At 67.2% G+C, this 26,145-nt stretch carries 23 protein-coding genes; 15 read left to right on the top strand and 8 right to left on the bottom strand.

Annotation, left to right across the window (positions count from 1 at the left end; translation table 11 throughout):
• The first annotated feature begins 158 nt into the window (after positions 1–158).
• Positions 159–974, top strand: coding sequence for an SDR family NAD(P)-dependent oxidoreductase (locus PZE19_RS07230; RefSeq protein ID WP_277859904.1), 816 nt, complete (start codon positions 159–161; stop codon positions 972–974).
• A 101-nt stretch (positions 975–1,075) separates the two neighbouring features.
• The gene (gene glpX / locus PZE19_RS07225; protein WP_277859903.1) at positions 1,076–2,155 is read left to right on the top strand and encodes a class II fructose-bisphosphatase; all 1,080 of its coding nucleotides are present in this window, start codon (positions 1,076–1,078) and stop codon (positions 2,153–2,155) included.
• 15 nt (positions 2,156–2,170) lie between these two features.
• Here the strand turns inward: glpX and PZE19_RS07220 are convergent, their stop codons facing one another.
• The gene (locus PZE19_RS07220; RefSeq protein WP_368411261.1) at positions 2,171–2,569 is read right to left on the bottom strand and encodes an acyl-CoA thioesterase; all 399 of its coding nucleotides are present in this window, start codon (positions 2,567–2,569) and stop codon (positions 2,171–2,173) included.
• A gap of 345 nt (positions 2,570–2,914) precedes the next feature.
• Here PZE19_RS07220 and PZE19_RS07215 point away from each other — a divergent pair, with 345 nt between their 5' ends.
• The 12 genes from PZE19_RS07215 to PZE19_RS07160 all read left to right on the top strand — a co-directional run bounded on the left by PZE19_RS07215 (position 2,915) and on the right by PZE19_RS07160 (position 18,856).
• On the top strand, positions 2,915–4,423 hold the full coding sequence (locus tag PZE19_RS07215) for a methylmalonyl-CoA carboxytransferase subunit 5S (protein WP_277859901.1): 1,509 nt from the start codon (positions 2,915–2,917) through the stop codon (positions 4,421–4,423).
• A gap of 25 nt (positions 4,424–4,448) precedes the next feature.
• A complete protein-coding gene (locus PZE19_RS07210; RefSeq protein WP_277859900.1) occupies positions 4,449–6,008 on the top strand; it encodes an acyl-CoA carboxylase subunit beta in 1,560 nt (519 codons plus the stop codon).
• Between the two features lie 18 nt (positions 6,009–6,026).
• Positions 6,027–6,350: a hypothetical protein gene (locus PZE19_RS07205; protein ID WP_277859899.1), complete on the top strand. Its 324-nt coding sequence runs from the start codon at positions 6,027–6,029 to the stop codon at positions 6,348–6,350.
• Complete coding sequence (locus PZE19_RS07200; protein ID WP_277859898.1) at positions 6,347–6,730, top strand: biotin/lipoyl-containing protein; 384 nt, start codon at positions 6,347–6,349, stop codon at positions 6,728–6,730. The genes PZE19_RS07205 and PZE19_RS07200 overlap by 4 nt, the downstream gene beginning before the upstream one ends.
• Before the next feature lie 62 nt (positions 6,731–6,792).
• Entirely contained in the window at positions 6,793–7,212 is a 420-nt protein-coding gene (mce, locus tag PZE19_RS07195) for a methylmalonyl-CoA epimerase (protein ID WP_277859897.1), read from the top strand.
• A gap of 175 nt (positions 7,213–7,387) precedes the next feature.
• A complete protein-coding gene (locus tag PZE19_RS07190) occupies positions 7,388–8,089 on the top strand; it encodes a succinate dehydrogenase cytochrome b subunit (protein WP_277859896.1) in 702 nt (233 codons plus the stop codon).
• A gap of 12 nt (positions 8,090–8,101) precedes the next feature.
• A complete protein-coding gene (locus PZE19_RS07185; RefSeq protein WP_277859895.1) occupies positions 8,102–10,018 on the top strand; it encodes a fumarate reductase/succinate dehydrogenase flavoprotein subunit in 1,917 nt (638 codons plus the stop codon).
• An 85-nt stretch (positions 10,019–10,103) separates the two neighbouring features.
• Entirely contained in the window at positions 10,104–10,886 is a 783-nt protein-coding gene (locus PZE19_RS07180) for a succinate dehydrogenase/fumarate reductase iron-sulfur subunit (protein WP_368411279.1), read from the top strand.
• A gap of 94 nt (positions 10,887–10,980) precedes the next feature.
• The gene (locus PZE19_RS07175; protein ID WP_277859893.1) at positions 10,981–13,362 is read left to right on the top strand and encodes a glycoside hydrolase; all 2,382 of its coding nucleotides are present in this window, start codon (positions 10,981–10,983) and stop codon (positions 13,360–13,362) included.
• A gap of 103 nt (positions 13,363–13,465) precedes the next feature.
• A complete protein-coding gene (locus tag PZE19_RS07170; protein WP_277859892.1) occupies positions 13,466–16,015 on the top strand; it encodes a PSD1 and planctomycete cytochrome C domain-containing protein in 2,550 nt (849 codons plus the stop codon).
• Positions 16,005–17,459, top strand: a complete 1,455-nt coding sequence (locus tag PZE19_RS07165) for a DUF1501 domain-containing protein (protein WP_277859891.1) — start codon at positions 16,005–16,007, stop codon at positions 17,457–17,459. Before PZE19_RS07170 ends, PZE19_RS07165 begins: the two co-directional genes overlap by 11 nt.
• Positions 17,460–17,482: 23 nt before the next feature.
• Entirely contained in the window at positions 17,483–18,856 is a 1,374-nt protein-coding gene (locus PZE19_RS07160) for a hypothetical protein (protein ID WP_277859890.1), read from the top strand.
• 898 nt (positions 18,857–19,754) lie between these two features.
• Here PZE19_RS07160 and PZE19_RS07155 read toward each other — a convergent pair.
• The 3 genes from PZE19_RS07155 to PZE19_RS07145 are packed head-to-tail and all read right to left on the bottom strand — an operon-like array spanning position 19,755 to position 22,425.
• Entirely contained in the window at positions 19,755–20,576 is an 822-nt protein-coding gene (locus PZE19_RS07155; RefSeq protein WP_277859889.1) for an HAD family hydrolase, read from the bottom strand.
• Complete coding sequence (locus tag PZE19_RS07150; protein ID WP_277859888.1) at positions 20,515–21,180, bottom strand: HAD family hydrolase; 666 nt, start codon at positions 21,178–21,180, stop codon at positions 20,515–20,517. The genes PZE19_RS07155 and PZE19_RS07150 overlap by 62 nt, the downstream gene beginning before the upstream one ends.
• A gap of 39 nt (positions 21,181–21,219) precedes the next feature.
• Positions 21,220–22,425 carry a Gfo/Idh/MocA family protein gene (locus PZE19_RS07145; RefSeq protein ID WP_277859887.1) on the bottom strand — a complete coding sequence of 402 codons (1,206 nt, stop codon included), beginning with the start codon at positions 22,423–22,425 and terminating at the stop codon, positions 21,220–21,222.
• 42 nt (positions 22,426–22,467) lie between these two features.
• On the opposite strand from PZE19_RS07145, the gene PZE19_RS07140 reads away from it, so the two are divergent.
• Positions 22,468–23,547: an ADP-ribosylglycohydrolase family protein gene (locus PZE19_RS07140; protein WP_277859886.1), complete on the top strand. Its 1,080-nt coding sequence runs from the start codon at positions 22,468–22,470 to the stop codon at positions 23,545–23,547.
• Positions 23,548–23,630: 83 nt separating this feature from the next.
• Here the strand turns inward: PZE19_RS07140 and PZE19_RS07135 are convergent, their stop codons facing one another.
• The 4 genes from PZE19_RS07135 to PZE19_RS07120 are packed head-to-tail and all read right to left on the bottom strand — an operon-like array spanning position 23,631 to position 26,070.
• Positions 23,631–24,134 (bottom strand): GNAT family N-acetyltransferase, encoded by a 504-nt coding sequence (locus tag PZE19_RS07135; RefSeq protein WP_277859885.1) that lies wholly within the window; start codon positions 24,132–24,134, stop codon positions 23,631–23,633.
• Positions 24,124–24,693 (bottom strand): pyridoxamine 5'-phosphate oxidase family protein, encoded by a 570-nt coding sequence (locus PZE19_RS07130; protein WP_277859884.1) that lies wholly within the window; start codon positions 24,691–24,693, stop codon positions 24,124–24,126. Before PZE19_RS07130 ends, PZE19_RS07135 begins: the two co-directional genes overlap by 11 nt.
• 25 nt (positions 24,694–24,718) lie before the next feature.
• Positions 24,719–25,264, bottom strand: a complete 546-nt coding sequence (locus tag PZE19_RS07125; RefSeq protein WP_277859883.1) for a DUF1572 family protein — start codon at positions 25,262–25,264, stop codon at positions 24,719–24,721.
• 53 nt (positions 25,265–25,317) lie between these two features.
• The gene (locus PZE19_RS07120; protein ID WP_277859882.1) at positions 25,318–26,070 is read right to left on the bottom strand and encodes a nucleotidyltransferase domain-containing protein; all 753 of its coding nucleotides are present in this window, start codon (positions 26,068–26,070) and stop codon (positions 25,318–25,320) included.
• Positions 26,071–26,145 lie beyond the last annotated feature (75 nt).

Here is a 26,145-nt window from a genome sequence, read left to right as displayed (position 1 = left end):
TCGCGACGGCCTTGACACGACCCGGGAATCTGCCACGATGGAACTGGGCGCCGCCGCCCGGAGGGCGAGGAAACGCGCCTCTTCCTCCCCCGCCGACCCGGGTTGGGTTAGGCTGAAGGCCATCGAACCACGTCCGCGCGACCTTCCGGAGTTCCGCCATGATCATCAAGGGTAAATCGGCCGTCGTCACCGGCGCCGGCAGCGGCATCGGCCAGGCCGTCGCCATGGAGCTGGCCGATCGCGGGGTCGGCGCCGTCGGCCTGATCGACAGCAGCGAGAACGTCATCAACGTGGCCCGCGCGATCAACGACCGGATGGAGCGGCCGGTGGCCGAGGCCATCATCGGCGACGTCACCGACCCCGTCTTCCGTTCGCACGCCTTCGACCTGATCTCCGGCAAGTACGGCGCTCCGAGCATATGCATCCCCGCCGCGGGCGTCAGCCGCGATCAGCCCGCCGTCGCCATCGACGAGAAGACCGGCCGCGCGGTGACCTACCCGCTGGAGAAGTTCCGCGAGGTCGCCGAGGTCAACATGATCGCCCCGGCCGCGTGGGCCATCGAGATGATCGCGCGGATCGCCGAGGAACGCCACAAGCGCGGCAAGACGAGCTGGAATCCGGACGAGGGAATCCAGGGGACGATCATCTTCCTGGGCGCCGTCTCGTCGCACGGCAATTCCGGCCAGGTCGCCTACGCCGCCGCCAAGTCGGGCCTGGAAGGCGTCGCCTCGACGCTCGCCAAGGAGGCCATCAACTTCGGCGTCCGCTGCGCGGTCATCCATCCCGGATACACCGACACGCCGATGACCCGGGCCTTGGGGGAGGAGTACATCAAGAAAAACATCCTGCCCTACACCCAGCTCCGCCGCCTGATCGCCCCATCCGAGATCGCCGACGCGATCTACTTCCTGATCTGCAACTCGGCCGTCAGCGGCCAGCTCTGGGCCGACGCCGGCTGGCACCCCCAGGCCTGAACGCAGAGGCTCCCTTCCCCCCCGGGGCGGCGCGCCGCCGCCTCGCCGCCCAGCCCCCGGAGCCGGACGCCCTCGACGCCCCTCCGCCCAGGAGCCGAACGATGACCCGGCAGCGACTGCAGATCACGCCCGACCACAACCTGGCGCTCGACCTCGTCCGCACCACCGAGGCCGCGGCGCTCGCGGCGGCCCGCTGGGTGGGTCGCGGCGACAAGAACGCCGCCGACGGAGCGGCGGTCGACGCCATGCGGTTGCTCTTCAACGCCATGCAGTTCGACGGCGTGGTCGTGATCGGCGAGGGTGAGAAGGACGAGGCGCCGATGCTCTTCAACGGCGAACGCCTGGGCACCGCCGAGGGCCCCCGGGTCGACGTCGCGGTCGACCCGATCGACGGCACGAAGCTCGTCGCCGGGGGCCAGGCGAACGCCGTGGCCGTGGTCGCGGTCTCCGAACGGGGCACGATGTTCGACCCCGGACCTTGCTTCTACATGGAGAAGATCGCCGCCGGCCGCGAAGGGGGCCGCGTGCTCGACGTCGCCGCGCCCATCGAGGAAAACGTCAAGAACGTCGCCCGGGCCCGCGGGATGGAGGTCGAGGACCTGACCGTCGTGATCCTCGACCGCGAACGCCACCACGACGCGATGGCGCGGATCCGGGCGATCGGCGCCCGGGTCTACCTGATCACCGACGGCGACGTCGCCGGGGCCATAGCCGCGGCCACGCCCGGGACGGGCATCGACCTGCTCTACGGGATCGGCGGCACGCCCGAGGCGGTCATCACCGCGGCGGCCCTGAAGTGCCTGGGCGGCGAGATCCAGGGCCGGCTCCGGCCCCGCACCGATACCGAGCGCAAGGCCGTCCTCGACGCCGGATTCGACCTGGAACGCATCCTGACCACGAACGACCTGGTGCGCGGGGAGGACGTCTTCTTCGCCGCCACCGGCATCACCGACGGCTCGCTCCTGCGGGGCGTCCGCTACAGCCCGGAAGGGGCGACGACCGAGTCGGTTGTGATGCGCTCCCGATCCGGGACGATCCGCACGATCAAGGCCGAGCATCGCTGGGAGGCGCTGGGAGCACACCCGGCGGCCGAGCACGATACGAATCGCGAACGCCCCGCTCACCGCCTTCCACCCCTCCTGCGCAAGGGCGAGACGCCGAGCCCGGGCGAGGGCGCCTGAGCGGCCGATCGACCCTCAGGACGTGAGCGCCGCGGCCAACTCGGCCGGGACGACCCGCGGCTTGCGCGTCGTCGGATCGATCGTGACGAGCGTGACGGCGGCGTCGACCGCGACGGTCCCGTCCGGCTTGCGGATCTCCTGATGAAACGTGAAGCTCGTCCGCCCCAGCCGCTCGGGACGGGTGACGATCGATAGGACTTCGCCCTGTCGGCACTCGGCCCGATAGTTCACGTTGACGTTCACCGTCACCGTCGCCGCTCCCAGCGACTTGAGCCGGTCGTATTCGAGGCCGTTGAGGTCGTACCACTCCTCCCGGCCCCATTCGAGGTACTCGACGAACTTCGCGTTGTTGACGTGCGCGTTGACGTCGATCTCGGTCGGTCGGACAATGACGTCCAGGCTCGTTTCCTTCATTTCGCGTGCTCCAAGGACTGGCTCGCGTCGACGTCGACGCCTGTTGCGCCGCAATGTCGACGCGGCTCCGCACTCTTTGCAGTTTATACCGGAATATCGAAAAATAAACGTGAAAGCGGGCGTCTCCGAGGTAGCACTGAGGGGATTGCTCGTCTATGATGGAGATCTGGCGTCCGGGCCTTCGGGCTCACGGCCGCCCGCCCTTCCCAAGACAAGCCGATGAGAGTGCGGCGCCGGACCATACCGGCCCCCCCGCCCTCCCGCACTTGTTGAATCCTCGGCCCGCCGTCGGGCTCGTTCCTGCGCGGCGATGCGGGCCGGACTCTTGCAGAGGAGTTTGCGAAGATGTCACGCACGGTTGAGGTCACGGAGCTGGTCCTCCGCGACGCCCACCAGAGCCTGATGGCCACGCGCATGACGATGGAGGACATGGTCCCCGCATGCGAAGACATCGACAAGGCCGGCTTCTGGAGCGTCGAATGCTGGGGCGGCGCCACGTACGACTCGTGCATCCGATTCTTGAATGAAGATCCGTGGGAGCGTTTGCGGACCTTCCGCAAGCTGATGCCCAACTCGCGCCTCCAGATGCTGCTCCGCGGCCAGAACCTGCTGGGATATCGCCACTACGAGGACAGCGTCGTCGACCGGTTCGTCGACAAGTCGGCCGAAAACGGCATGGACGTGTTCCGCGTCTTCGACGCCCTCAACGACCCGCGCAACCTCAAGCGTTCGATGGAAGCCGTCAAGCGGACCGGCAAGTGGGCCGAGGGGACGATTTGTTACACGACCTCGCCGCTGCACACGGTCGAGAAATTCGTCGAACTGGCCCAGCGTCTCAAGGACATGGGATCCGCCTCGATCTGCATCAAGGACATGGCCGCCCTGCTCCGCCCCGAGCCGGCCTACGAGATCGTCCGCGGGATCAAGGAGAAGTGCGGCGAGGACACCCTCGTCCACGTCCACGTCCACTCGACGACCGGCGTGACCCTGGTCAGCCTGATGAAGGCCATCGAGGCCGGCGCCGACATCGTCGACACGGCCATCTCCTCGCTCAGCCTGGGCCCGGGCCACAACCCGACCGAGGCCCTGATCGAGATGCTCAAGGGGACCGGCTACGAGACCAAGCTCGACAAGGGCCGGCTGCTCAAGATCAAGGAGCACTTCGCCAAGGTCCGCCCGCGATACGCCGAGTTCGAGTCGAAGATCTACGGCGTCGAGACCGAGATCTTCGACAGCCAGATCCCCGGCGGCATGATCTCCAACATGGAGAGCCAGCTCCGGCAGCAAGGCGCCGGCGACCGTCTGAAAGAGGTGCTCGCCGAGGTCCCCCGGGTGCGAAAAGACGCCGGCTATCCCCCCCTGGTCACCCCGTCGAGCCAGATCGTCGGCACCCAGGCGGTCTTCAACGTGCTGATGGGCGAATACAAGGCTCTCACGGGCGAGTTCGCCGACCTCATGCTGGGCTACTACGGCGAGACCATCGCCGAGCGCGCCCCCGAAGTGATCGCCGCGGCCGAGAAGCACGCCAAGAAGTCGCCGATCACCTGTCGCCCCGCCGACCTGCTCAAGCCCGAGTGGGAGGTCCTCGACAAGGCGGCCAAGGCGCTCCCCGGCGACAACGGCAGCCCCGAAGACACTCTGACGTACGCCATGTTCCCCCAAGTCGCCCCCAAGTTCTTCGCCCACCGGGAAGAGGGCCCCAAGGACCCTTGCAAGAGCCCGGCCTCGGCGGCCGCCAAGGCGGCGAGCCCCGGAGCCAAGGGCGTCGACGGCGCGGGGTCGATCACCGGCCCGGTCACCTACGACGTGCAGATCGGCGACAAGATGCACAAGGTGACCGTCCAACCGGCCTGACCCCAGAAAGAGAGATCGATCGATCATGAGCACGGCACCCAAATCGATGGAGAAGCTCGTCGAAGAGCTTCGCGCCGCGCGGGCCCACCTCGAAGAAGGCGGCGGCCACGCGCGGCTGGAAAAGCAGAAGAGCGAAGGCAAGCTCACCGCCCGCGAACGCGTCAAGACCCTCGTCGACGAGGGGAGCTTCGAAGAGATCGGCCTGTTCGCCCGCCACCGCCAGACCGAGTTCGGCATGCTCGGCAAGGAGGTCCCGGCCGACGGCGTCGTCACCGGCGCGGCGTCGATCGACGGCCGCCTCGTCCACCTGGCGAGCCAGGACTTCAGCGTGCTGGGGGGCTCGGCCGGCGAGGTCCACTCGCTGAAGGTCGCCGAGGTCATGGAGATGTCGCTGCACACCGGCAGCCCGTTCGTTTTCATCAACGATTCGGGGGGCGCCCGCGTCCAGGAGGGCATCGACTCGCTCTCCGGCTACGGCAAGGTGTTCTTCACGAACGTCTCGCTCTCCGGGGCCGTCCCCCAGATTTCGCTCATCTGCGGCCCCTGCGCGGGCGGGGCGGCGTACTCACCGGCCCTCACCGACTTCATCATCATGACCCGCAAAGCCCAGATGTTCATCACTGGGCCGCAGGTCATCAAGCAGGTGACGGGCGAGCAGATCACGGCCGAGGCCCTGGGCGGGGCCGACTCCCACATGGGCAACTCGGGCGTCGTCCACTTCGTCGCCGAGGACGACAAGGACGCCCTGTACCTCTGCCGTCGCCTGCTGAGCTTCCTGCCTTCGAACAACCTCGAGGACGCGCCCCGGCTCAAGGCCCCGAACAACGTCGACCCCAACCCCGAGCTGAACTCGATCGTGCCCGTCGAACCCAAGCAGGCGTACGACGTCCGCCGGGTGATCGCGGGGATCGTCGACCAGGGCGACTTCCTGGAGGTCCAGGCCGGCTACGCGATGAACATGGTCGTGGGCTTCGCCCGCATCCTGGGCCGGTCGGTGGGCATCGTCGCCAACCAGCCCCAGGCGATGTCGGGCGCGATCGACATCAACGCGGCGACCAAGGGGAGCCGCTTCATCCGATTCTGCAACGCGTTCAACATCCCGTTGATCACGTTCGTGGACGTGCCCGGCTTCCTGCCGGGGGTCCAGCAGGAGTACGGCGGGATCATCCGCCACGGCGCCAAGCTGCTGTTCGCCTACTCGGCCACGACCGTCCCCAAGATCCAGGTCATCCTCCGAAAGTCGTACGGGGGAGCCCACCTGGCGATGGGCTCGAAGGACCTGGGCGCCGACCGGGTCTTCGCCTGGCCGACCGCCGAGGTCGCCGTCATGGGCGCCGAGGGGGCCGTCGAGATCGTCTTCCGCAAAGAGGTGGACAAGGCCGAGGACAAGGCGGCGAAGCGGGCCGAGCTGATCCAGCAGTACAAATCGACCTTCTCCACCCCCACCGCCGCCGCCGGACGCCGGCTGGTCGATGACATCATCGAGCCGGCCGAGACCCGCAAGCATCTGGCGCAGGCGCTCGAGTACCTCAGCACCAAACGCGAGCAGAGGCCGCCGAAGAAGCACGGCCTCATCCCCCTCTAAGCTGGAGCCCGACCTCTTATGAAGACGGAAACGCCCAGCCTGGCCGACGTCCTGGAGGCCCTGGCCGCGATCCAGGCCGACGTCGCCCGCCTGGGGGACCGAATCGCCGCCCTCGAAACCCATCAGGCGCGGCCCGCGCCCGCCGCCCCCCCGGTCGCGAAGCTCGCCGAGCCCCTGAGCGACGAAGTCGTGCTCATCATCGGCGCGGTCATCGCGGCCTATCTCGGCAAGAAAGCCCACATCCGCCAGATTCAGCTGCTCGGCTCCGCCGCCTGGGCCCAGCAGGGCCGGGTCACCATCCAGGCGTCGCACGCCCTGAGCACGGCGAGGAGCCAGCCTTGAAACTCAAGATCACCGTAGACGGGAAGCTGTACGAGGTCGACGTCGAGGTCTCGGAGCCCGAGCGGGCCAAGCCCGGCTTCGTGCCGCCGATCGGCCAGGTCCGCGTCCCCGCCGCCCCCGTCGCCGCCCCCGCCGCGTCGACCGCCGTCGAATCCGTCGCCGATGAGGCCAAGGTCTGCCGAAGCCCGTTCGCCGGCACCGTCTCGCGGGTCGAGGCCCAGGTCGGCCAGAAAATCCATCCCAACGAGGTCCTCGTCGTCATCGAGGCGATGAAGATGGAGACCTCCATCACCGCCCCGGCGGCCGGCAAGATCGCCAGGATCACCGTGGCCGCCGGCGACGCCGTGAAGCAGGGCCAGGTCCTCATCGAGTTCGAATGAAACCCTCGGGACGCGCCCCGCCGGCGCGTCCCGTCGAGACATCGCAGGTCAAGGAGCGAGAAATGAGCCCCGTCAAGGCCGTCAATCACATCGGCATCGCCGTCCGGTCGATCGACGCGCAGAAAGACTATTACACCAACGTGCTCGGCGCCGTGTTCGAAGGCGAAGAGGTCGTCGCCGACCAGAAGGTCAAGGTGGCCTTCTTCCGCATCGGCGACGTCCGCATGGAGCTGCTGGAGCCGACCGACCCGTCCAGCACGGTCGCCGCGTTCATCGAGAAGAAGGGCGAGGGCCTGCACCACGTCGCGCTCGAGGTCGACGACATCGCCACCCGGATCGCCGACGTCAAGGCCCAGGGCCTGCGGATGATCGACGAGAAGGCCCGCCCCGGGTCGCACCACCTGCAGATCGCCTTCGTCCACCCGAAAAGCACCTTCGGCGTCCTGACCGAATTGTGCGAAGTGACGAAGACCCCCCACTAAGCCGCCGCGCGTCGAAACGGCGGGGCCTCCTCCCCCGCCTGGACCGCGTCGCATAGAATGTGACGAAGTCGCGAGGGAGGTCCCGACCTCCCTCGCGCCTCCTTCGGCTTTCCGAGCCCTCGGCGCCGCCCCCCGGCGCGTGCGTGCTCCCCTCCTTGGCCCACAGGAAAACGACATGAGCGCGGTTGCCTCGAGTCCCGCCGCCGGGCGGAGGCCGGCCCCCCGAAATCGAGTCCAGAGGTTCCTGACCTCGTCGATCGGGCTGAAGCTGATCATGGCCTTCTCCGGCGTCTTCCTCTCCTTTTTCGTGCTGGGCCACATGCTCGGCAACCTCCAGGCCTACCAGGGCCAGCAGGCGCTCGACGACTACGGCAAGCTGCTCCGCAAGGAGCCGGCGCTCCTCTGGACGGCCCGGGTCGGCCTGCTCACTTTGGTCGCGCTCCACATCTACGCCTTCCTCGCACTCACCCGGCGGAACACCTCCGCCCGGCCGGTCGGATATCGCCAGCGGAAATGGCGCGAGTCCAGCTACGCATCGCGTTCCATGTCGCTGACGGGGCCGCTGCTGCTCGCCTTCATCATCTACCACATCCTGCACCTGACGACCGGGACGGTCCATCCCCAGTACCGAGAGGGCGAGGTCTACCACAACCTCGTGACCGGCCTCGGCGGGGTCAACGGCGTGATCTACATCCTCGCGATGGCCATGCTGGCGTTCCACCTCTGGCACGGCGTCTGGAGCATGCTGCTCACGCTGGGGCTGCCCGAGGGCCGCTACCGGTCGCTGGGGAGGAGGGGCGCCACCCTCTTCACGGCGCTGGTGGTGATCGGGTTCGCGACCCTCCCTCTGGCCGTCTTGACCGGCATCCTCAAGTGATCGGAGCCTCTCGTGGAACTGAATTCGAACGTCCCGCCGGGCCCGCTCGAGACCAAGTGGACGCAGCATAAGTTCGACATGAAGCTGGTCAACCCGGCGAACAAGCGGAAGTATTCCGTGATCGTCGTCGGCACCGGGCTCGCGGGCGGATCGGCGGCGGCCTCGCTGGCCGAGCTGGGCTATCAGGTCACCTGCTTCTGCTACCAGGACAGCCCCCGTCGCGCCCACTCGATCGCCGCGCAGGGCGGCATCAACGCCGCCAAGAACTACCAGAACGACGGCGACAGCGTCCACCGCCTGTTCTACGACACGATCAAGGGCGGCGACTTCCGCGCCCGCGAGGCCAACGTCCACCGGCTCGCCGAGGTCTCGGTCAACATCATCGACCAGTGCGTCGCGCAGGGCGTGCCGTTCGCCCGCGAGTACAGCGGCCTGCTCGCGAACCGCTCGTTCGGCGGCGCCCAGGTCTCGCGAACGTTCTACGCCCGCGGCCAGACCGGGCAGCAACTCCTGCTCGGCGCCTATCAGGCCCTGGAGCGCCAGGTCGGCCTGGGCACGGTGAAGATGCATTCGCGGCACGAGATGCAGCAACTCGTCGTCGTCGACGGCAAGGCCCGCGGCGTCGTCGTCCGCGACCTGGAGACCGGCGAGACCGAGTCCCACGTCGCCGACGCCGTCATCCTCGCCACCGGCGGCTACGGCACCGTCTTCTACCTGGCCACCTACGCCAAGGGAGCGAACTGCACGGCGATCTGGCGGGCGTACAAGAAGGGCGCGGCGTTCGCCAACCCGTGCTACACGCAGATCCACCCGACGTGCATCCCGGTCACCGGCGACCACCAGAGCAAGCTGACTTTGATGTCGGAGTCGCTCCGCAACGACGGCCGCATCTGGGTGCCGAAGGCCAACGGGGACAAGCGGCCCCCCGATCAGATCCCCGAGTCGGAGCGCGACTACTACCTGGAGCGCAAGTATCCGGCGTTCGGCAACCTCTCGCCGCGCGACATCTCCTCGCGGGCGGCCAAGGAGGTCTGCGACGAGGGCCGGGGGGTCGGCAAGACGGGCTTCGGCGTCTACCTCGACTTCGCCGACGCCATCGACCGCCTGGGCGTCGACCTGATCCGCGAACGCTACGGCAACCTGTTCGACATGTACGAGCGGATCACCGACGAGGATCCTTACAAGATCCCGATGCGGATCTACCCGGCCTCGCATTACACGATGGGCGGGCTCTGGGTCGACTACAACCTGATGAGCAGCGTCGAGGGCCTGTTCGTGCTCGGCGAGGCCAACTTCTCCGACCACGGCGCCAACCGCCTGGGCGCGAGCGCCCTGATGCAGGGCCTGGCCGACGGCTATTTCGTCATCCCTTACACGCTGGGCAATTACTTCGGCACCGTGCGGGCCTTCGACAAGATCGGCGTCGACCACCCGGCCTTCAAGCAGGCCGAGGCCGAGGTCGCCGAGCGGTCGCGGCGGCTGCTCGGGAACAAGGGCGACAAGACGCCCGACGACTTCCATCGCGAGTTGGGCAGGATTATGTGGAATTACTGCGGCATGGGACGCACCGAGGAGGGGCTCAAGAAGGCCCTCGTCGAGCTGCCCGCGCTCAAGCAGGAGTTCTGGAAGCGGGTCCGCGTCCCGGGCGAGAACGGCGAGATCAACCAGTCGCTGGAGAAGGCCGGCCGCGTGGCCGACCTGATCGAGCTGGGCGACCTCCTCTGTCGCGACGCCCTGGAGCGGCGCGAGTCATGCGGGGCCCACTTCCGCGAGGAGTACCAGACGCCGGACCACGAGGCCCTGCGCGACGACGAGAACTTCTGCCACGTCGCCGCCTGGGAGTACACCGGCGAGGACGCTCCCCCGGTCCGCCACGTCGAGCCGCTGTCGTTCGAGAACATCCACCTCCAGACCCGCAGCTACAAGTAAGGAGAGCGGGCTCTTGGCGTTCTCCCTTCCCCCCAGCGAATCATCCGAGAGGATTGCGATGGCCGGACAAGCCGAAGAGAAGCTCCTGGACCTGACCCTGCACGTCTGGAGGCAGAAGAACCGTAAGGCCGCCGGCGAGTTCGTGACGTACCGCGAGGAAGCCCGCGGCATCAGCACCGATATGTCGTTCCTGGAGATGCTCGACGTCGTCAACGAGCGGCTGATCAAGTCGGGCCGCGAGCCGATCGCGTTCGACCACGACTGCCGAGAGGGCATCTGCGGCCAGTGCGGCGTCGTGATCAACGGCAGCCCGCACGGCCCGCGGCGGGCGACGACGGCCTGCCAGCTCCACATGCGGAGCTTCAGCGACGGCGCCGAGCTGACCATCGAGCCGTGGCGGGCCTCGGCCTTCCCGGTGATCAAGGACCTGATGGTCGACCGCGGCGCGTTCGACCGCATCGTCGCGGCCGGCGGCTTCATCTCGGTCCGGACCGGCAACGCGCCCGAGGCCAACGACGTCGCGGTCGCCAAGGACGACGCCGACCTGGCGATGGACGCCGCCGCCTGCATCGGCTGCGGAGCCTGCGTGGCCGCCTGCCCGAACGCGTCGGCGATGCTCTTCGTCGCCGCCAAGGCGGAGCACCTGAACCTGCTCCCCCAGGGAGCCCCCGAGAAAGACCGCCGCGTGCTGGCGATGATCGACCAGGCCGACGGCGAGGGGTTCGGCAACTGCACCAACCACGGCGAGTGCGAGGCCGTATGCCCCAAGGAAATCAGCATGGGCTTCATCGCCCGCCTGAACCGCGACTACCGTCGCGCCAGCATGCGGCAGCCACGCGCCGCCGCCACGTCCGGCGGCGCGGGCTGAACCGCGCCCTGCGCACCCCCCGCCCCCCGGCCGTCGCGCCGGGGGGCCCTCTACCTCCTCCCTTGCTCTCCATCCTCCCCCAAGGAGGCCCACCATGCGAGCGGCCCCGCGCCTGCGTTTCCTCGCGCTTTTCGTGCTCCTCTTCCCGGCGGCATCCCAGGCCCAATCGGACGTCAAGCAAGGCGTCCAGCCCGTGGGACGAATCGTCGAGGATCCGAAAGATCCTCTAAAAGGTTGGAGCCCCTTCTGGTCGCGCGTGGCGAACGAGGGCCGCGCCCTCGTCGACGTCTCGGCCTCGCGCGACGGCCGCCCCTCGATCCGAATCGAACACAAGGGCGCTCGGGATTGGAGCCTGGGGCGGCAGACGCTGGAATCCGTCTCCACCGGCCAGGTCTTTCGGTTCTCCGCGTGGGTCAAGGTCGCCGAAAAATCGAGGGCCGTGCTGTCGGTCGTCCTCCGCGACGCTCAAGGCGGGACGATCGACTGGTCATACGGCGAGGCCGTGGCTACGGCCCCCGAATGGACCCTCGTCGAGTCCCGCTTCATGATTCCCCGAGGCGCGGTCACGATGCAGCCTCGCGTCATCGGCGACGGCCCGGCGACGGCCTGGCTCTGCCAGCCGTCGCTGACTCTCGACCCCGAGTCGATCGCCATCGCCTCGAGCCTCGACGGCCGGAAGCTCGTGCTGGCCGACGCCCGCCTCCGGGTCGACGTCGATCCCGCCACGGCGGCCTTCCGGCTCCGCGACCTACGGTCGGGACGCGAATGGACGCAAAAGCCGCACGGGTCGACCCTCATGGTGACTGGCGCCGGGGCGAAAGCCGATGAGGTTAGCCTCGATCTCGTCGATCCGCGCACGATCCTGAAGCTCCGCGCGACGCTCCGACTCGATCCATCCCGCCCCGAACTGATCGTCGAGTTGACGGGCGACGGGCCGCTGTCGGCCTCGATCGGATTCCCTTACCCGTTCGCGACGGAGACGGGCTCGACCCTGATCCTGCCCGTCAACGAGGGGATGAGCTATCCCGTCGACGATCCGGCCCTGCCGGCGATGCAGTACATTCTCTACGGCGGCCACGGCCTCTGCATGGCCTGGTGGGGCGTCGTCGACGGTCCCAAGGGCTTGATGGCCATCGTCGAGACCCCCGACGACGCCTCCATCCGCGTCCCCCGGGTGGATGGCCGTCTGTGCCTCGCCCCGCTCTGGGACCCCCAGAAGAACGCCTTCGGCCCGTCCCGACGACTCCGTTATGTGGCGATCGACGACGGCGGCTACGTGGCGATGGCCAAGCGATACCGTGAATACGCGAAGTCCATCGGCCTCCTGAAGACGCTCGCCGAGAAACGCGCGGCGAACCCGAACATCGACAAGCTCGTCGGCGCGGTCAACGTCTGGTGCTGGGACCGCCACCCGGCCTCGATCGTGCGCGAGATGAAGGACGCGGGGATCGATCGCATCCTTTGGTCGAACGCCGCCGCGCCGGATCAGCTCAAGCAGATGAACGAGATGGGCGTCCTGACGAGTCGGTACGACATCTACCAGGACGTCATGGACCCCGCGACGTTCCCGAAGCTCCAGTACACGCACTCCGACTGGCCCACCAAGGCCTGGCCCGCCGACCTCATGATCGACGCTCGGGGCGACTGGATCCGAGGCTGGGAGATCGAGGGTAAGGACGGCGGCATGTACCCCTGCGGCGTGACCTGCGATCGGCAGGCGCCGGCCTATGCGATCGAGCGGATCGGGAAAGAGCTTGCGAACCATCCCTACGGCTCTCGGTTCATCGATACCACCACCGCGGCCCCCTGGCGCGAATGCTACTCGACGCAGCACCCGGCCACTCGCAGCGAGAGCCGCAAGTTCAAGGTGGACCTCCTGGACGTCGTCCACGGCCGCTTCAACCTGGTGACCGGTTCCGAAACCGGGCACGACGCAGCCGTGCCGTTCGTCGACTACTTCGAGGGGATGCTGAGCCTCGGCCCCTATCGCGTCGACGACGCCGGCCGCAACATGATCCAAGTCGTCGAGAAGGTCCCGCCCCAGATCGAGAAGTTCCAGGTCGGCGCCTACTACCGACTGCCGCTGTGGGAGCTGGTTTACCACGACTGCGTCGTGGCCCAGTGGTACTGGGGCGACTACAACAACAAGCTCCCCGCCGTGTGGGACCGACGTGACCTCTTCAACGCCCTCTACGGCACGCCGCCGATGTTCATGTTCACGGCCGAGTCCTGGCGTCAAGACCGAGATCGGTTCGTGAAGAGCTACCAGACCGCAGCCCGCGTCGCTCGCGACGCCGGCTACAGCGAGATGGTCGGCCACGAATGGCTGTCGAAGGACCACTCGGTCCAGCGCACGCGGTTTGCAAACGGCGAGTCCGTCCTCGTCAACTTCGGCGACCGGCCGCACCGCACTCCCGAGGGGGCGGCCATCCCGCCGCTCGGAATCCAGGTTCAGGCTGCGGGAAGCAGCCGCTGAATCCGGGACTTGCGTCGACGACCTCGTTGAACAATAATTCAACGGGGCCGACTCCGGGACGATCCTGGGGCCGACTGCGATCGAGCGTGGGAGTAAGACGCACATGGCGGACGTTCGACGAAGGATCGCGACGGCCTTGCTGACCGCCTGGGCGGTCGCCGCGGTCCAGGCCGGTGAGCCGCCTTCGTTCGAGAAGGACGTGCGGCCGATCTTCAAGGCGTATTGCTTCGATTGCCACGGCGGCGAGGCTTTGAAGGGCAAGCTCGACCTCAGGCTCAAGCGATCCGCCGCCAAGGGGGGGACGAGCGGCCCCGCGCTCGTCGTCGGCAATCCCGATGAGAGTTATCTCCTCGCGCGGATCCAGGACGGCGAGATGCCGCCCGGCGAGAAGAAGGTCCCCGCCGATCGGATCGCCGTCATCGCCGCATGGATCGCCGCCGGCGCGCCGACGCTCCGCGAGGAGCCGGAGTCCCTACCCCCCGGGCCCGTCATCACTGCCGAAGACCGCGCCCATTGGGCTTTCCAGCCGATGAGGAAGCCCACGCCGCCCGCCGTCGAGGGAGGGCATGCGAGGACTCCCATCGACGCGTTCGCCCTGGCCAAGCTCCGCGAGAAGGGCCTGGACCTCGCGCCCGACGCGGACCGTCGCACGCTGATCCGCAGGGTCAGCTTCGACCTCGCCGGCCTGCCGCCGAGCTGGGAGGACACCCAGGCGTTCGTCGACGATCCCCGCGAGGACGCCTACGAGCGACTCGTCGACCGCCTCCTGGCGAGCCCGCAGTACGGCGAGCGCTGGGGACGGCATTGGCTGGACGTCGCCGGATATGCGGATTCCGACGGCGACGGCAGCAGCGACACCCTGCGACCCTACGCCTACAAGTACCGCGATTACGTGATCCGTTCGCTCAACGCCGATAAGCCTCTCGATCGTTTCCTCGTCGAGCAACTCGCAGGCGACGAGCTCGTGCAACGGAGCGACGGGGTGTCGCCCGAGGAGATCGAGACTCTATCCGCAACGGGCTTTCTCCGCATGGTCGCCGATGGGACCTCGAACGGCGGAGGCGACTTGCCGATGGCCTCGAACCAGCTGGTCGCCGACGCCATGAAGGTCGTCGGGTCGACGCTTTACGGCCTGACGATCGGCTGCGCGCAGTGTCACGACCATCGCTACGACCCGATCACCCACGAGGATTACTACCGCCTCCGCGCCGTCTTCGAGCCGGCCCTCGATCCGGCCCACTGGCGACGCCCCGGAGAGCGGCTGGTCTCGCTCTATACGGACGCCGACCGCGCCAAGGCCGCCGCCGTGGACGCCGAGGCAACGATCCTGCAGAAAACCGTCGACGAGAAGACGGCCAAATTCCTAGCCGCGGCGCTGGAGGTCGAGCTCAAGAAATTCCCGGATCCGATGCAAGTGAAGCTCCGCGAGGCGCTGAACGCCGCGGCCGACAAGCGGACGGAAGAGCAGAAGACGCTCCTGGCCAACAATCCCAGCCTCAGCATCTCGGCCGGGGTCCTCTACCAGTACAACGCCCAGGCGGCGGAGGAGCTGAAGAAGGACAACGAAGGGGTCGCGGCGAAGCGCGCCGAAAAGCCGGCGGAAGACTTCGTGGCGGTGCTCGATGAGAAGCCCGGGGTCCGACCCGAGACGCGCGTCTTCCATCGCGGCGACTACCGCCAGGCCACGAAGTTGGTGACGCCCGGCGACCTGACCATCGCGAGCCCCGATGGGGCGCGTTTCGAGGCCGGCGACGCCGACCCGAAAGCCCCGAGCAGCGGCCGCCGACTGGCGTTCGCTCGCCACCTGACCGACGGCAAGCACCCCCTCCTGGCTCGCGCGCTCGCGAATCGGTTCTGGATGCACCATTTCGGACGCGGGATCGTCGACACGCCGGGCGACTTCGGCGCGCTCGGCGGCAAGCCTACGAATCCCGAATTGCTCGACTGGCTGGCCTCGGAACTGGTCGACTCGGGCTGGAGCCTCAAGCGCTTTCACCGCCTGATCCTCACCTCGACCGTCTATCGCCAATCCTCGCTCCGCGATTCGGTGCGAGATCGGCTCGACGGCGATTCCGCGCTCCTCAGCCGTTTCCCCGTCCGTAGGCTCGAAGCGGAATCGCTCCGCGACGCGATTCTCCAGGTTTCCGGCCGACTCGACCGTACACTCTACGGGCCGTCGGTCGGGGTCGTCGAGGACGCCGTCGGCCTGGTGAACGCGCTCGGCGATTCGGCGCGACGGAGCATCTACCTCCAGGTACGCCGCTCGCGGCCGGTCTCCTTCCTGACCACGTTCGACGCGCCCGTGATGGCCGTCAACTGCGATCGGCGGATCGACGCGACCTCGGCGCCGCAGGCCCTCATGCTCATGAACGGGGACTTCGTCATGAAGCACGCCGAATTGCTCGCCGCGCGGTGCCTCGCCGAGTCTCCCGGCGACGACGCGGCGGCCAGCGACCGACGGGTCGCCGCCGCCTGGCGAGCCGCCTATCTGCGGCCGCCATCCGACGAGGAGTTGGCCTGGGCCCGCGAGTTCCTCGTGGCGCAGCGGGCCGCCGTCGCCCGGAATCCGGTCGTGAAGGAGGCCGAACGGGCCGTCCTCGCGGACCTCTGCCAGCAACTCTTCAACTCGAACGAGTTCTTGTATGTGGACTGACCCTCGATACCCGACGCGGCGGTCCTTCCTGGCGAACTCGGCCTTCGGGGTGGGGGCGGTCGCCCTGGCGCAGCTCTTACGCGAGGAGGGCCTGCTCGCCGATCCGGGCAAGGCGCTGCCAGAGAACCATCCGCTCAGCCTGGAGCCGCGGCCGGCTCACTTCGCGCCCCGCGCCAAAGCGATGATCTCGCTGTTCATGCACGGCGGGCCCTCGCACGTCGACCTTTTCGACCCCAAGCCCGAGCTGTCGAAGCGTCACGGCGTCGACTACGAAGGCGAGGTCGGATTCAGCTTCGTGAACCGGGCGAGCAAGAAGCTGTTCGGCAGCCCGTGGAAGTTCGCCAGGCACGGCGAGAGCGGGACCGAAGTCTCGTCGCTGATGCCCGAGATCGCGAGCTGCGTCGACGACCTGTGTGTCATCCGCTCCATGCATACGGGGCACAACGGCCATGAGGTCTCGATCCGGTTCTTCCACAACGGCCAGCCGGCCCAGACCGGTCGGCCGACGATAGGGAGCTGGCTCGTCTACGGACTGGGGAGCGAGTCCCGCGAGCTGCCCGCGTACATGGTCCTCTCCGACCCCGGCGGGCCCCCCGTCGACGGACCGGTGAACTGGTCCAGCGGCTACATGCCCGCGCTCTATCAAGGGACCGTCCTCCGCCCCGAGGAGCCCCGGATCCTCAACCTCGACCCCCCGCCCACGCTCAAGGGGCCCCTCCAGGAGCAGAATCTGGCCTTCCTCGATCGCCTCAATCGCGCACACCTGGCTCGTCACCCGGGCGAAGCCGACCTGGAGTCTCGGATCCATAGCTTCGAGCTCGCGGCCCGAATGCAAACCGCCGCGAAGGAGGCGCTTGACGTCACGCAGGAGCCGAGGTACATCCAGGAACTTTACGGCCTGGACGACGACGCGACTCGCGATTACGGGACCCGCTGCCTGATCGCCCGTCGGCTCGTCGAGCGAGGCGTGCGGTTCGTGCAGATCTTCCTGGGGAACCAGCCTTGGGACAACCACACCGGCATCCAGTCGGGGCTACCGCAAATCTGCCGCCGCACCGATAAGCCTTCGGCGGCCCTGGTGAAGGACCTCAAGCAACGCGGCCTCCTCGATACGACGCTCGTCCACTGGGGGGGCGAAATCGGCCGCCTCCCCGTCGTCGAAGGGGCCCTGGACGCCAACGCGGGCAGGGACCACAATGGCCAGGGCTTCACGATCTGGATGGCCGGCGGCGGGATCAAGCCAGGCATGACTTTCGGCTCGACCGACGAGGTCGGCCACCGCGCCGTCGAGAACGTGGTGACTCCGAACGACTTCCAGGCCACCGTCCTCGACCTGTTCGGGCTCGACCACTCGCGGCTGACGTACCAGTCGAACGGCCGCGCCCAACGCCTCATCGACGGCCGCGAGGCGCGCGTCGTGAAGGAAATCCTCCGGTCCTCCTGAATTCGAGCAAGGATTATGTGATCATGAATCGATGGTCCTTCGGTCTCGTCCTCGCCACGGTCTCACTCCTCGTATCGACGCCCGCCGCCGCCTTCGCCTCGCCACCGGCATTGAAGGCCGGCGTCTTCGCCGTCGACGCGACTCCGGCCGTGGGCAGCCCCTTGGCCTACGACCCGACCAAGGGAAGCGCGCACCCGCTGAGCTGCAAGGGCGTGGTCCTGATCGCCGAAGGCGGCCCCGTGGTCCTCTGCGCGATCGACTGGATCGGCGTGGCGAATGACGGCCAGCGCGAGTTCCGCCGGTCTCTGGCCACGGCCGCGGGGACGACCCCCGATCGCGTCGTCGTGCACGCCTTGCACCAGCACGACGCGCCGGCCTGCGACTTCACCGCGGACGCAATCCTCGCCGAACAGGGCATCAATCAGGACTATTTCGATGCGGCGCTCGCACGCGACGTGATCGCACGGACCGCCGACGCGGTCAAGAAGGCGACGGCCGAGGCGCGGCCGATCAGCCATGTGGGGCTGGGCGCGGGCGTCGTGGAGAAGGTCGCGTCGAACCGCAGGGTCCTGGACGCCTCGGGCAAGAAGGTGGAGCACGTTCGCTACTCCGCCACCACCGATCCGAAGGTCCGCGACAAGCCCGAAGGCCTCATCGACCCGCTGCTCAAGATGGTCAGCCTCTGGGAAGGCGACAAGCCGGTGGCGGTCCTCACCTTCTATGCGACCCATCCTCAGAGCTACTACCGGACGGGGCTCTCGAATCCCGATTTCCCCGGGATCGCGCGGGATCAACGCCAGGAGGCGACGGGCGTCTTCCACGTCCACTTCGACGGAGCCGGCGGCAACATCACCGCGGGCAAGTACAACGACGGCTCCCCCGCGAATCGCCAGGTGCTCGCCGACCGCGTCGCCGAGGGGATGAACAAGGCCTGGGCCGCGACCGTCAAGTCGCCGGTCTCCGCGGCCGATTTAGCCTGGAAGACGATCGCGATCAAGCTGCCCGTCGACCCGAAACTGGACGCGACGAAACTCGCGGCGGTCGTCGCCGATAAGACGCAGCCCGGTCGAGAGCGTTGTAAGGCCGCCTGCGAGCTGGCCTGGGTCCGACGCTGCCAGGCCGGCGACGCCGTCGACGCCTCGTGCCTGAAGCTGGGGGCCGCGCGTCTGCTGCTCATGCCCGGCGAATTGTTCGTCGAATATCAGCTCGCCGCGCAGAAGTTCAAACCGGACCTTTTCGTCGCGATGGCCGCCTACGGCGACTACGGGCCGGGCTACATCGGAACCGAAGCCGCCTATAGCCAGGGCGGCTATGAGACGTCCCACCACGTCTCGCTCGTGGCCCCGACCGTGGAAGGCGTCGTCATGGACGCCATCCAGACGCTCCTGCGCGATTGATACGTCTCATTTGAGTTCACGTCCCCGAGCGAGCCGCGATTCACGGGGGCCTAGGCCCCGGATCAAACGAGACCGCACCGATGGCTTTGAGATGGCCGTCGGCCGATCGGGCGACCGCGTGCTGGGCGTCCCGATCAATCTTGAGCGCGGGCAGGAAGTCGTAGATCCGATTGGAGTCGAACGGCTCGTCGGTGCCTACGATCCGGCAGACGAGGGCCGCGGGAAAAAGCATGTCGTTCGGATGAGAATCCATGAAGCTGAAGTGCTTCGGGTCGGAACGGACCTGTTGCACGTCGCCGGACAAGATGATCCCATGCCCTCTGGTCCCGTCGGGCCAGTGCACCACGGACGCGCCTTCGAAACGGCTCCCGCAGCGGAGAAGCGTGGTGGCCTCGTGTCGCGTCCAATTCTCTCTCTCCCAGACTCGGATGGCGGCGTCGTTTCGCGCGAGCCACCGATGAGCGACCGCGTGGAGTTAAACGGGGACCCTGTCGAATGTGCGACTCCGTTCGATCATCGCGCTGTAATCTCGCGTATGCGAAACCGTGATCCCGGACACGCCGCCGAGCGTTCCGCGGCCCCGATGGCCTCGTCGTCGAACAAGGATATGCCGTCCCGCAGGGTATTGCCGCTCCGCGAGTTCACGAGGGACGCGGGCTGGGCGACCCCGTACTTGGGCGTTTCGATCAAGCTCGTGAGAAGCGACTCTTGCGTCGCCAGGATGTTCCTGCGTGAAGCGCGAAGTCTTTCGAGCGGCGTCTGCGCTGCCCATTCCCACCGTCGCACAGGCGTACGACCTCGCAGAACGCGCCGGTGCGTCGAGGCTTCGACGTCTCGCCGTACTGAACGCCGCACGTCATGCCGATGGGGATGCTCATCACTTCGGCTACTCGCACGTTCACGCTTCCGAAGGCGTGTCGCGTGCCGCGGTCCCCAGCGGCGAGTCGTCGTAATGCGCGAGCAAGTCGGCCACGTCGTCGTAGACCGCGATGGCGCCACGGAGATCCTCATCCGCCCATCCGCCCGAACGGACCGCGATGACGGCGACTCCCGCCTTGGTGGCGGCCTCGACGTCATAGGGCGTGTCGCCCAGCATGACGACCTGCGGCGCGGTCAGGTCTATCCCCTGGAGGGCGGCTATGACGATGTCGGGATCGGGCTTCGAGTTCTCGGCATCGTCGGACGACGTCTGGTCGTCGATCAGGTCGTCGACCTCGGCGATCGCCAGCAACGTGTCCAACTCCTTCGACTCGGCCGAACTGGCCACGGCCACGGCGAGGCCGTCGTCCTTCATGCGCTGAATCAACTTGCGGGCTTGCCGGAAGCCTCGGAGCTTGGGGGCGAGCTCCTCGAGGAATCGCTTCGATCGGGCTTCACGGATGGCCTTCGCCGTGGGATCCTCCTCATCCAGGGCGACGAGTTCGATGACCATTTTGTCACCGCCCTTGCCGATCCGATCGCGTACCGCGTCGAAGGAGATGTCGAAACCGTGTTCGCGAAAGGCGTGGACCCAGGCGTCGGCATGGGCGTCATTGCTGTCGACGAGCGTCCCGTCGACGTCGAGGAGGACGCCTTGGAAGGGCTGCATGAAGGGGGCTCCTGGATTCAAAGTGCGAATGCGATCGACCCAGGACTGCCATTGCAACTCACATGCCCTGTCAGGCGTTGACGTCCAGGATGTCCAGCACCTCGATCGGCGCTGCGACGATCGCCGAGGCACCGTGGGCTCGCAACTCTTCAATCGGACGAAACCCCCACGCAGCCCCCACGGCCAGCATTCCCGCGCGACGGGCGGTCATCATGTCCACGGAGGTGTCGCCCAGGTAGAGGATCTCGGACGGAGCGAGGCCCATGGATTCAGCTGCCTCGAACGCGCCGGCCGGGTCGGGCTTCCGTGCAACGCCCTCACGTTGTCCGAGGACGACGGAGAACGGCCAGGCGGCGAGGTAATACTCGACGCACTTTCGCGTGAAAACGTCGGGCTTGTTCGAGAGCACGCCGGCCGGGATCGATCGCGACCTTAACGCGTCGAGCAGCTCGGCGATCCCGGGGTAGAGCCGAGTGGCGGTGCGCCAGCCGGCGTCGTAGAGCCGTCCGAATGCCTGGACGCATCCCTCGACGGCCTGCAGATCGCCGGCCGCCTCGGGAGGGAGCGCACGTCGGAAGAGTACGGCCACGCCATCGCCGATGAAATGGCGATAGGAGGCGATCGGATGCGACGGGAAACCGCCCTCCTGGAGCGCCTGGTTGGCCGACCGGCCGATGTCTTCCAGCGTATCCAGGAGGGTCCCGTCGAGGTCGAAGAGCACGCCGCGAAGTTGCATGGGGGCGGGACGTCTGAAGGGTGAGGCCCGCCGCGAGACTCACGCGAACTGGGGCACCTTGAGGGATTCGCCGTCTTTCAGCGCGGACTGGTGGGCGACGACACCCGCGACCGTCATGTTGAGCGCGGCGGCGACGTCGACCATCGGGAGGCGCTTTTCCAGGATGGCCGAGACGAACTCATCGGTCAAGTAACCGTGCGAACCGCCGTGGCCTCCCGACGCGACCTGCGAGGGCAACGCCGGACGCGTGAGATCCGGCAGCGATTTTTCCTCGCCGTGATAGTCGAGACCGGTCATGTACCCTCGCTGCCCGTAGATGCGGCCGGACTCGATGCCGGGGACGAACGTGTCCCAGCTCACGCCCATCCGCGACATGCCCCCCTCGCTCGTCCGGAAGAGCGCGATCTCGGTACCGAAGGGGTTGTCGTATCTGTTGTTACCCGGCAGGAACTTCTTCACGAGGCTGGGCATCGCCTTACACGTCACCTCCGTGAAACTGCCGCCCGTCACGGCGACGTAATAAGCCGTGGCGTGCGTCGGGTACCAGAGGGGAGGCAGGCCGACGCGCCACTCGCGGAAGGAGGCGATCTGCTCGACGCTGTGGTGATAGTACTCGCCCTCGCTGTAGACCAACTTGCCGAGACCGCCGGCTCGATAAACTTGTCGCATCGCATAGCAGTCTTCGTGGAAAGCCGAGGTCTCGAACATCATGTAGGTCAGGCCGCTGGACTTCACCGCGTCGTATAACGCGTGGGCCTCGTCCACCGAACCGAAGACCGCCGGGACCGCCGACGCGACATGTTTGCCGTGCTTCAAGGCCTCGATCGCGTGCCGGGCGTGGCTCGGCGCGTCGGTCGCGATGAACACGGCCTCGATCGAGTCGTCCTTCACCAACTCTTCCAGCGACGGGTACGTCTTCTCGCAACGACACGCCTTGGCCAGGCCGTTGCAGCGGTCGGGGAACAGGTCGCTGACCGCCGCCACCGTGACGTTGGGATGATCCTGGAACCCGAACGCCGCCCCGAACTGGCAGACCCCGTAGCCGATCACGCCAACGCGGATTTTTCGATCGGAGATCGGCCTCCAGATCTTGTTCGTCTTCGCGGAAGTCTTCACCCCCTCCGCCCCCAGGATTTCCGCGCCAGGGGCCTGCTGCGCTCTGGCCGAGCCCGACACGCTCGACGTAGCGGCCAGGCCCAGGGAACCGACACCGAGGAATTCCAGGAACTCGCGGCGCGACGACATGGCTTGCTCCTTCGGGAGGGTGGGAACCGGACGGACGGCCCGATGGTAAAACAAAAGATGAACGCCGGCCAGGGGCCGGCAGAGGGTGGCGTCACGGCCTCTGGCAAATGTCGTAGAGTTTTCCTGGGGCTGAAGACCGCCGACTCGAGCAAGGTGCGACTCATGCGGGATGACCGTAGAGATCGGCTGGCCGCCACGCTCCTGGGGACGGCCCTCGGCGACGCCCTCGGACTGCCTTGCGAAGGCCTCTCGCCACGGACGATCGCGAGGCGTTTCGGGCCCATCGATCGTTTCCGGTTGCTGGGTCGCACGGGATACGTTTCGGACGACACCGAGCAGTCGGCCCTGGTCGCCCAGAGCCTTGCGCAGCATCCCGACGATGTCGTGGCCTGCGTCCGGGCCTTCCGGCGCGCGTTGTTCGGATGGTTCTGCCGACTGCCCTGGGGGATCGGCAAGGCGACGATCCTGTCGTGCCTCCGGATCGGGGCTGGGATCTCGCCGTCGGGAGTCCGGTCGGCGGGCAACGGGGCGGCGATGCGGTCCGCGATCGTCGGCGTCTTCTTCCGCGACCAGCCGGAGCGTCGCCGGAGGTTCGCGCGTGCGCTCGCCGAGGTCACGCATCGCGATTCACGAGCCATCGACGGTTCCTTATACGTCGCCGAAGTCGCGTCGGTGTGCGCCGTCAGCGACGAGAACGCTCCGACGCCGGCCCTGCTTCGGGAGGCACGGATCGTCATCCAGGACGAGCAGCTGGGCCGGGCGATCGACGAGGCGCTCGCAATGGCCGACGCCGGTCGAACGACCGACCAGGCGGCTCAGGCCTGCGGCACTTCGGGGTTCGTCGTCGCGACGGCCGCCTTCGCGACGTTTTGCTTCGCACGCCACGGCGATGATCCGTTGAAAGCGGTGTCGGAAGTCGTCGCCGCCGGGGGCGACACCGACTCGATCGCCGCGATCGCAGGAGCCTGGGCAGGTGCCCGCAGCGGCCTGCACAGGCTGCCCGCCGCACTGCTCGATCGAATCCACGACCGACCGTTCGGGCCGAGCCACTTGCGAAAACTCGCAGCGTGTCTGGACGATCGCGCCCGGAGACGGCCGCATCCGGTGCCCGGCTATTCGTGACCCGCCGCTCTCGGCCGGAATCTAGCCCTGTATCCGGTGATCCTCGCTCACGGATTTCGGCGTCTCGTCCCGCTCTGAGGCATTCACTCGGGGCGGTCGAGCGGCTTGCCGAAGTAGAGCGCGTGCCCGCTCTCCCCGTAGGGCTCGATCGTGCGGAACCCTAGAGATTCGTACAGGGCGACGGCGCGAGTCATCTCGGGCGTCGAGTCGAGAACCATGCGATTGTAGCCGATTTGACTCGCCCGTTCGATCAAGTTTTCCACGAGCCGCTTCCCCAGGCCCAGAGAGCGGAAGGCCGGATCGACGTAGAGACGCTTCATCTCACAGACGCCTTCGCCCAGGTCGCGGAGGCCGACGCAGCCGGCGGGGACCTCATCGACCGTCGCCAGCAGCAGGATTCCGGATGGTCCGGCGTACCGCCCCGGAAGGCCTGCCAACTCGGGGTCGAAGCATTGAAGACGCAAGGTCTCGCGGATCGTGCTCTCGAATTCCGCCGCATAAGCGACGAGCAGACTTCGGACCCGCGCCACATCCCTCTCGTCGACGACTTCGGCGATCCTCAGTCGCATCTGCGGCTCAGCGACCATGCGTCGGGCTCCCCGGCTCTTCCATCGCGGTTAGGCCGTCGATGCTGCGGGCGTTCTTCTCGCGTCGGTAGGCCTTCATACCTTCAGGCCCTTTCTTTCGCGCGAAATCGAGCAGTTGCGTCCTATCGCCACGGTAATCATAAAGCGGGACGGCGAATCCGCACGACTCGGCGATGCGTTCAACTTCCACGACGATCACGGCGCGGGCTCCAGGGGTGACGGGGAATTGACCGAAGAGATGCTCCCCCTCGGCGTCGTCCGGCTCGACGACGCGGCCCTGGCCCTGGAGCCGAAGGATCATTGGCCGTCCTTCGAACGCGCAGAAGAGGATCGTGATCCGTCCGTTCTCGCGGAGGTGGGCGATCGTCTCCACGCCGCTCCCCGTGAGGTCGAGATAGGCGACCGACCGTGGGCCGAGGACGCGAAACGTGTCCAACCCCTTCGGCGAGATGTTGAGCCGGCCCTCCAGGCTCGTGGGAGCCGTACCCACGAAGAAGAGATGCTGACGGGCGATGAACTCCCCGATCCTGCCGTCGATCTCGTCGTAGACCTTGCCCATACACTCCCTCCGATCACTCGTCGATTCAGCTGCGGGAACGCATTTCGGGCGGGACGCCGTCCGGATTCTGGAAGGCGTACCGGTCGCCGAGCTGCATCCGGGTTATGTGAAGAATTTCTTGGGCATGGCCGTTCAGATGCGTCAGGGTCTGGAACAGGATCGCGAGCACCGACTTCTCGACCTCGCCGGCGATCCGCTGCGTCCGACGTGTTCCGACGAGATCCTCCGGAGCAAGGGCATCCAAACGCTCGATCGCGCCAGCCACGGCTATGTCGAATCGTCGCAGCAGTTCGGCCTTCGGCGTCGCCCCGCGATCGGTGAACTCGCCGAAGCGGTCGCGGATGTCCGGCTCGCCGCCTAGATCGACCTGGTACCGCTGCCGCAGGTTGCCCGCGAGATGCAGCGACAGGTTGGCGATGCTGTTCATTCCCTCGCGCGGCCGCCACCACAGCTGTGCGTCGTCGAGCTGGCCGACGCAATGGTGAATGAGGCCGACGCTCTCCTCAAGCCGAGCGCGAGCCTCGTCGAGGAAGCAGCGAGCCGCCGCATTTGAGTCCGATCCCATGCTCATGCCTCACAGCTCTCCCAAGATTCTGAAAATCCATCGGAAGTTCGCGTCGAAAATTACGTTCGCATGCGAATCCGGACGAGAAGCTCATCCAACGCGGCGCGGGCCGTCGGCCGTTCGGGGAGCGAGCTCGACCGATCGGCGGATTCCAGCTCCTGGCGAAGTCGCTCGTACTCGCGGCGATGCCAGGCGACGTCGTCGTCGAGAGTCTCGCCCTCGCGACCGGCGACCTTGCGGGCGATCAGGTCGGCGACATGCGAGAGCCGTGCCGTCTCGTTCAGTCGGACCAGGTTGGCCTCGACCTCGCCCGTGCGCATGAGGTGGATCCCGGTCAACAGGACGCGATAGACGTAGAGCACCGGCTTGATGCGTCGAGGACGCCCCTTTTCGAACAAGTGCCACTGGGTCTCGGCGAAGCCGAGGTAGTGGTGGCTGTGGTAGCGGGTGACGCAACCCAGGGCGACCGCCTTCAGCTCGGTGTGCTCCGGCGTCGTGTGGACGATCAAAGGCGAATGCAGCTGCTCCAGGACGTAGCCGTTCTTCCTGAGCATCAATCCGAGGAACTTGAAGGCGTCATGGGTAACGAGGTCGAGTTCGAAGCCGTCGGAGTCCCTCCGTTCGCTCTGAACCGTCCACGGACCAGGCTCCAAACCGACGACGTTCGCCGTCGGCAACACGTGGCAGCCGCGAAGGTCGTAGTCGGAATCAGGAGATGCGAAGCCATATAGATGCGCACCGCTGATCGTTGCGAAAATCAGCGAGAAGGGATGCTCGGCCGTCGCGGTCAGGAGTCGTTCTTCCGCGTTCATGGGTATTCCGCCTTACATCATGTCCTTCACGCGATCCAGCTCCGCCTGGACCGCCCTTAGCGCCACGACCGCCCG

Source organism: Paludisphaera mucosa (assembly GCF_029589435.1).
Taxonomy (GTDB): domain Bacteria; phylum Planctomycetota; class Planctomycetia; order Isosphaerales; family Isosphaeraceae; genus Paludisphaera; species Paludisphaera mucosa.
Note: the sequence above shows the minus strand (reverse complement) of the source record. Positions and strands in the feature narration are given on the sequence as shown.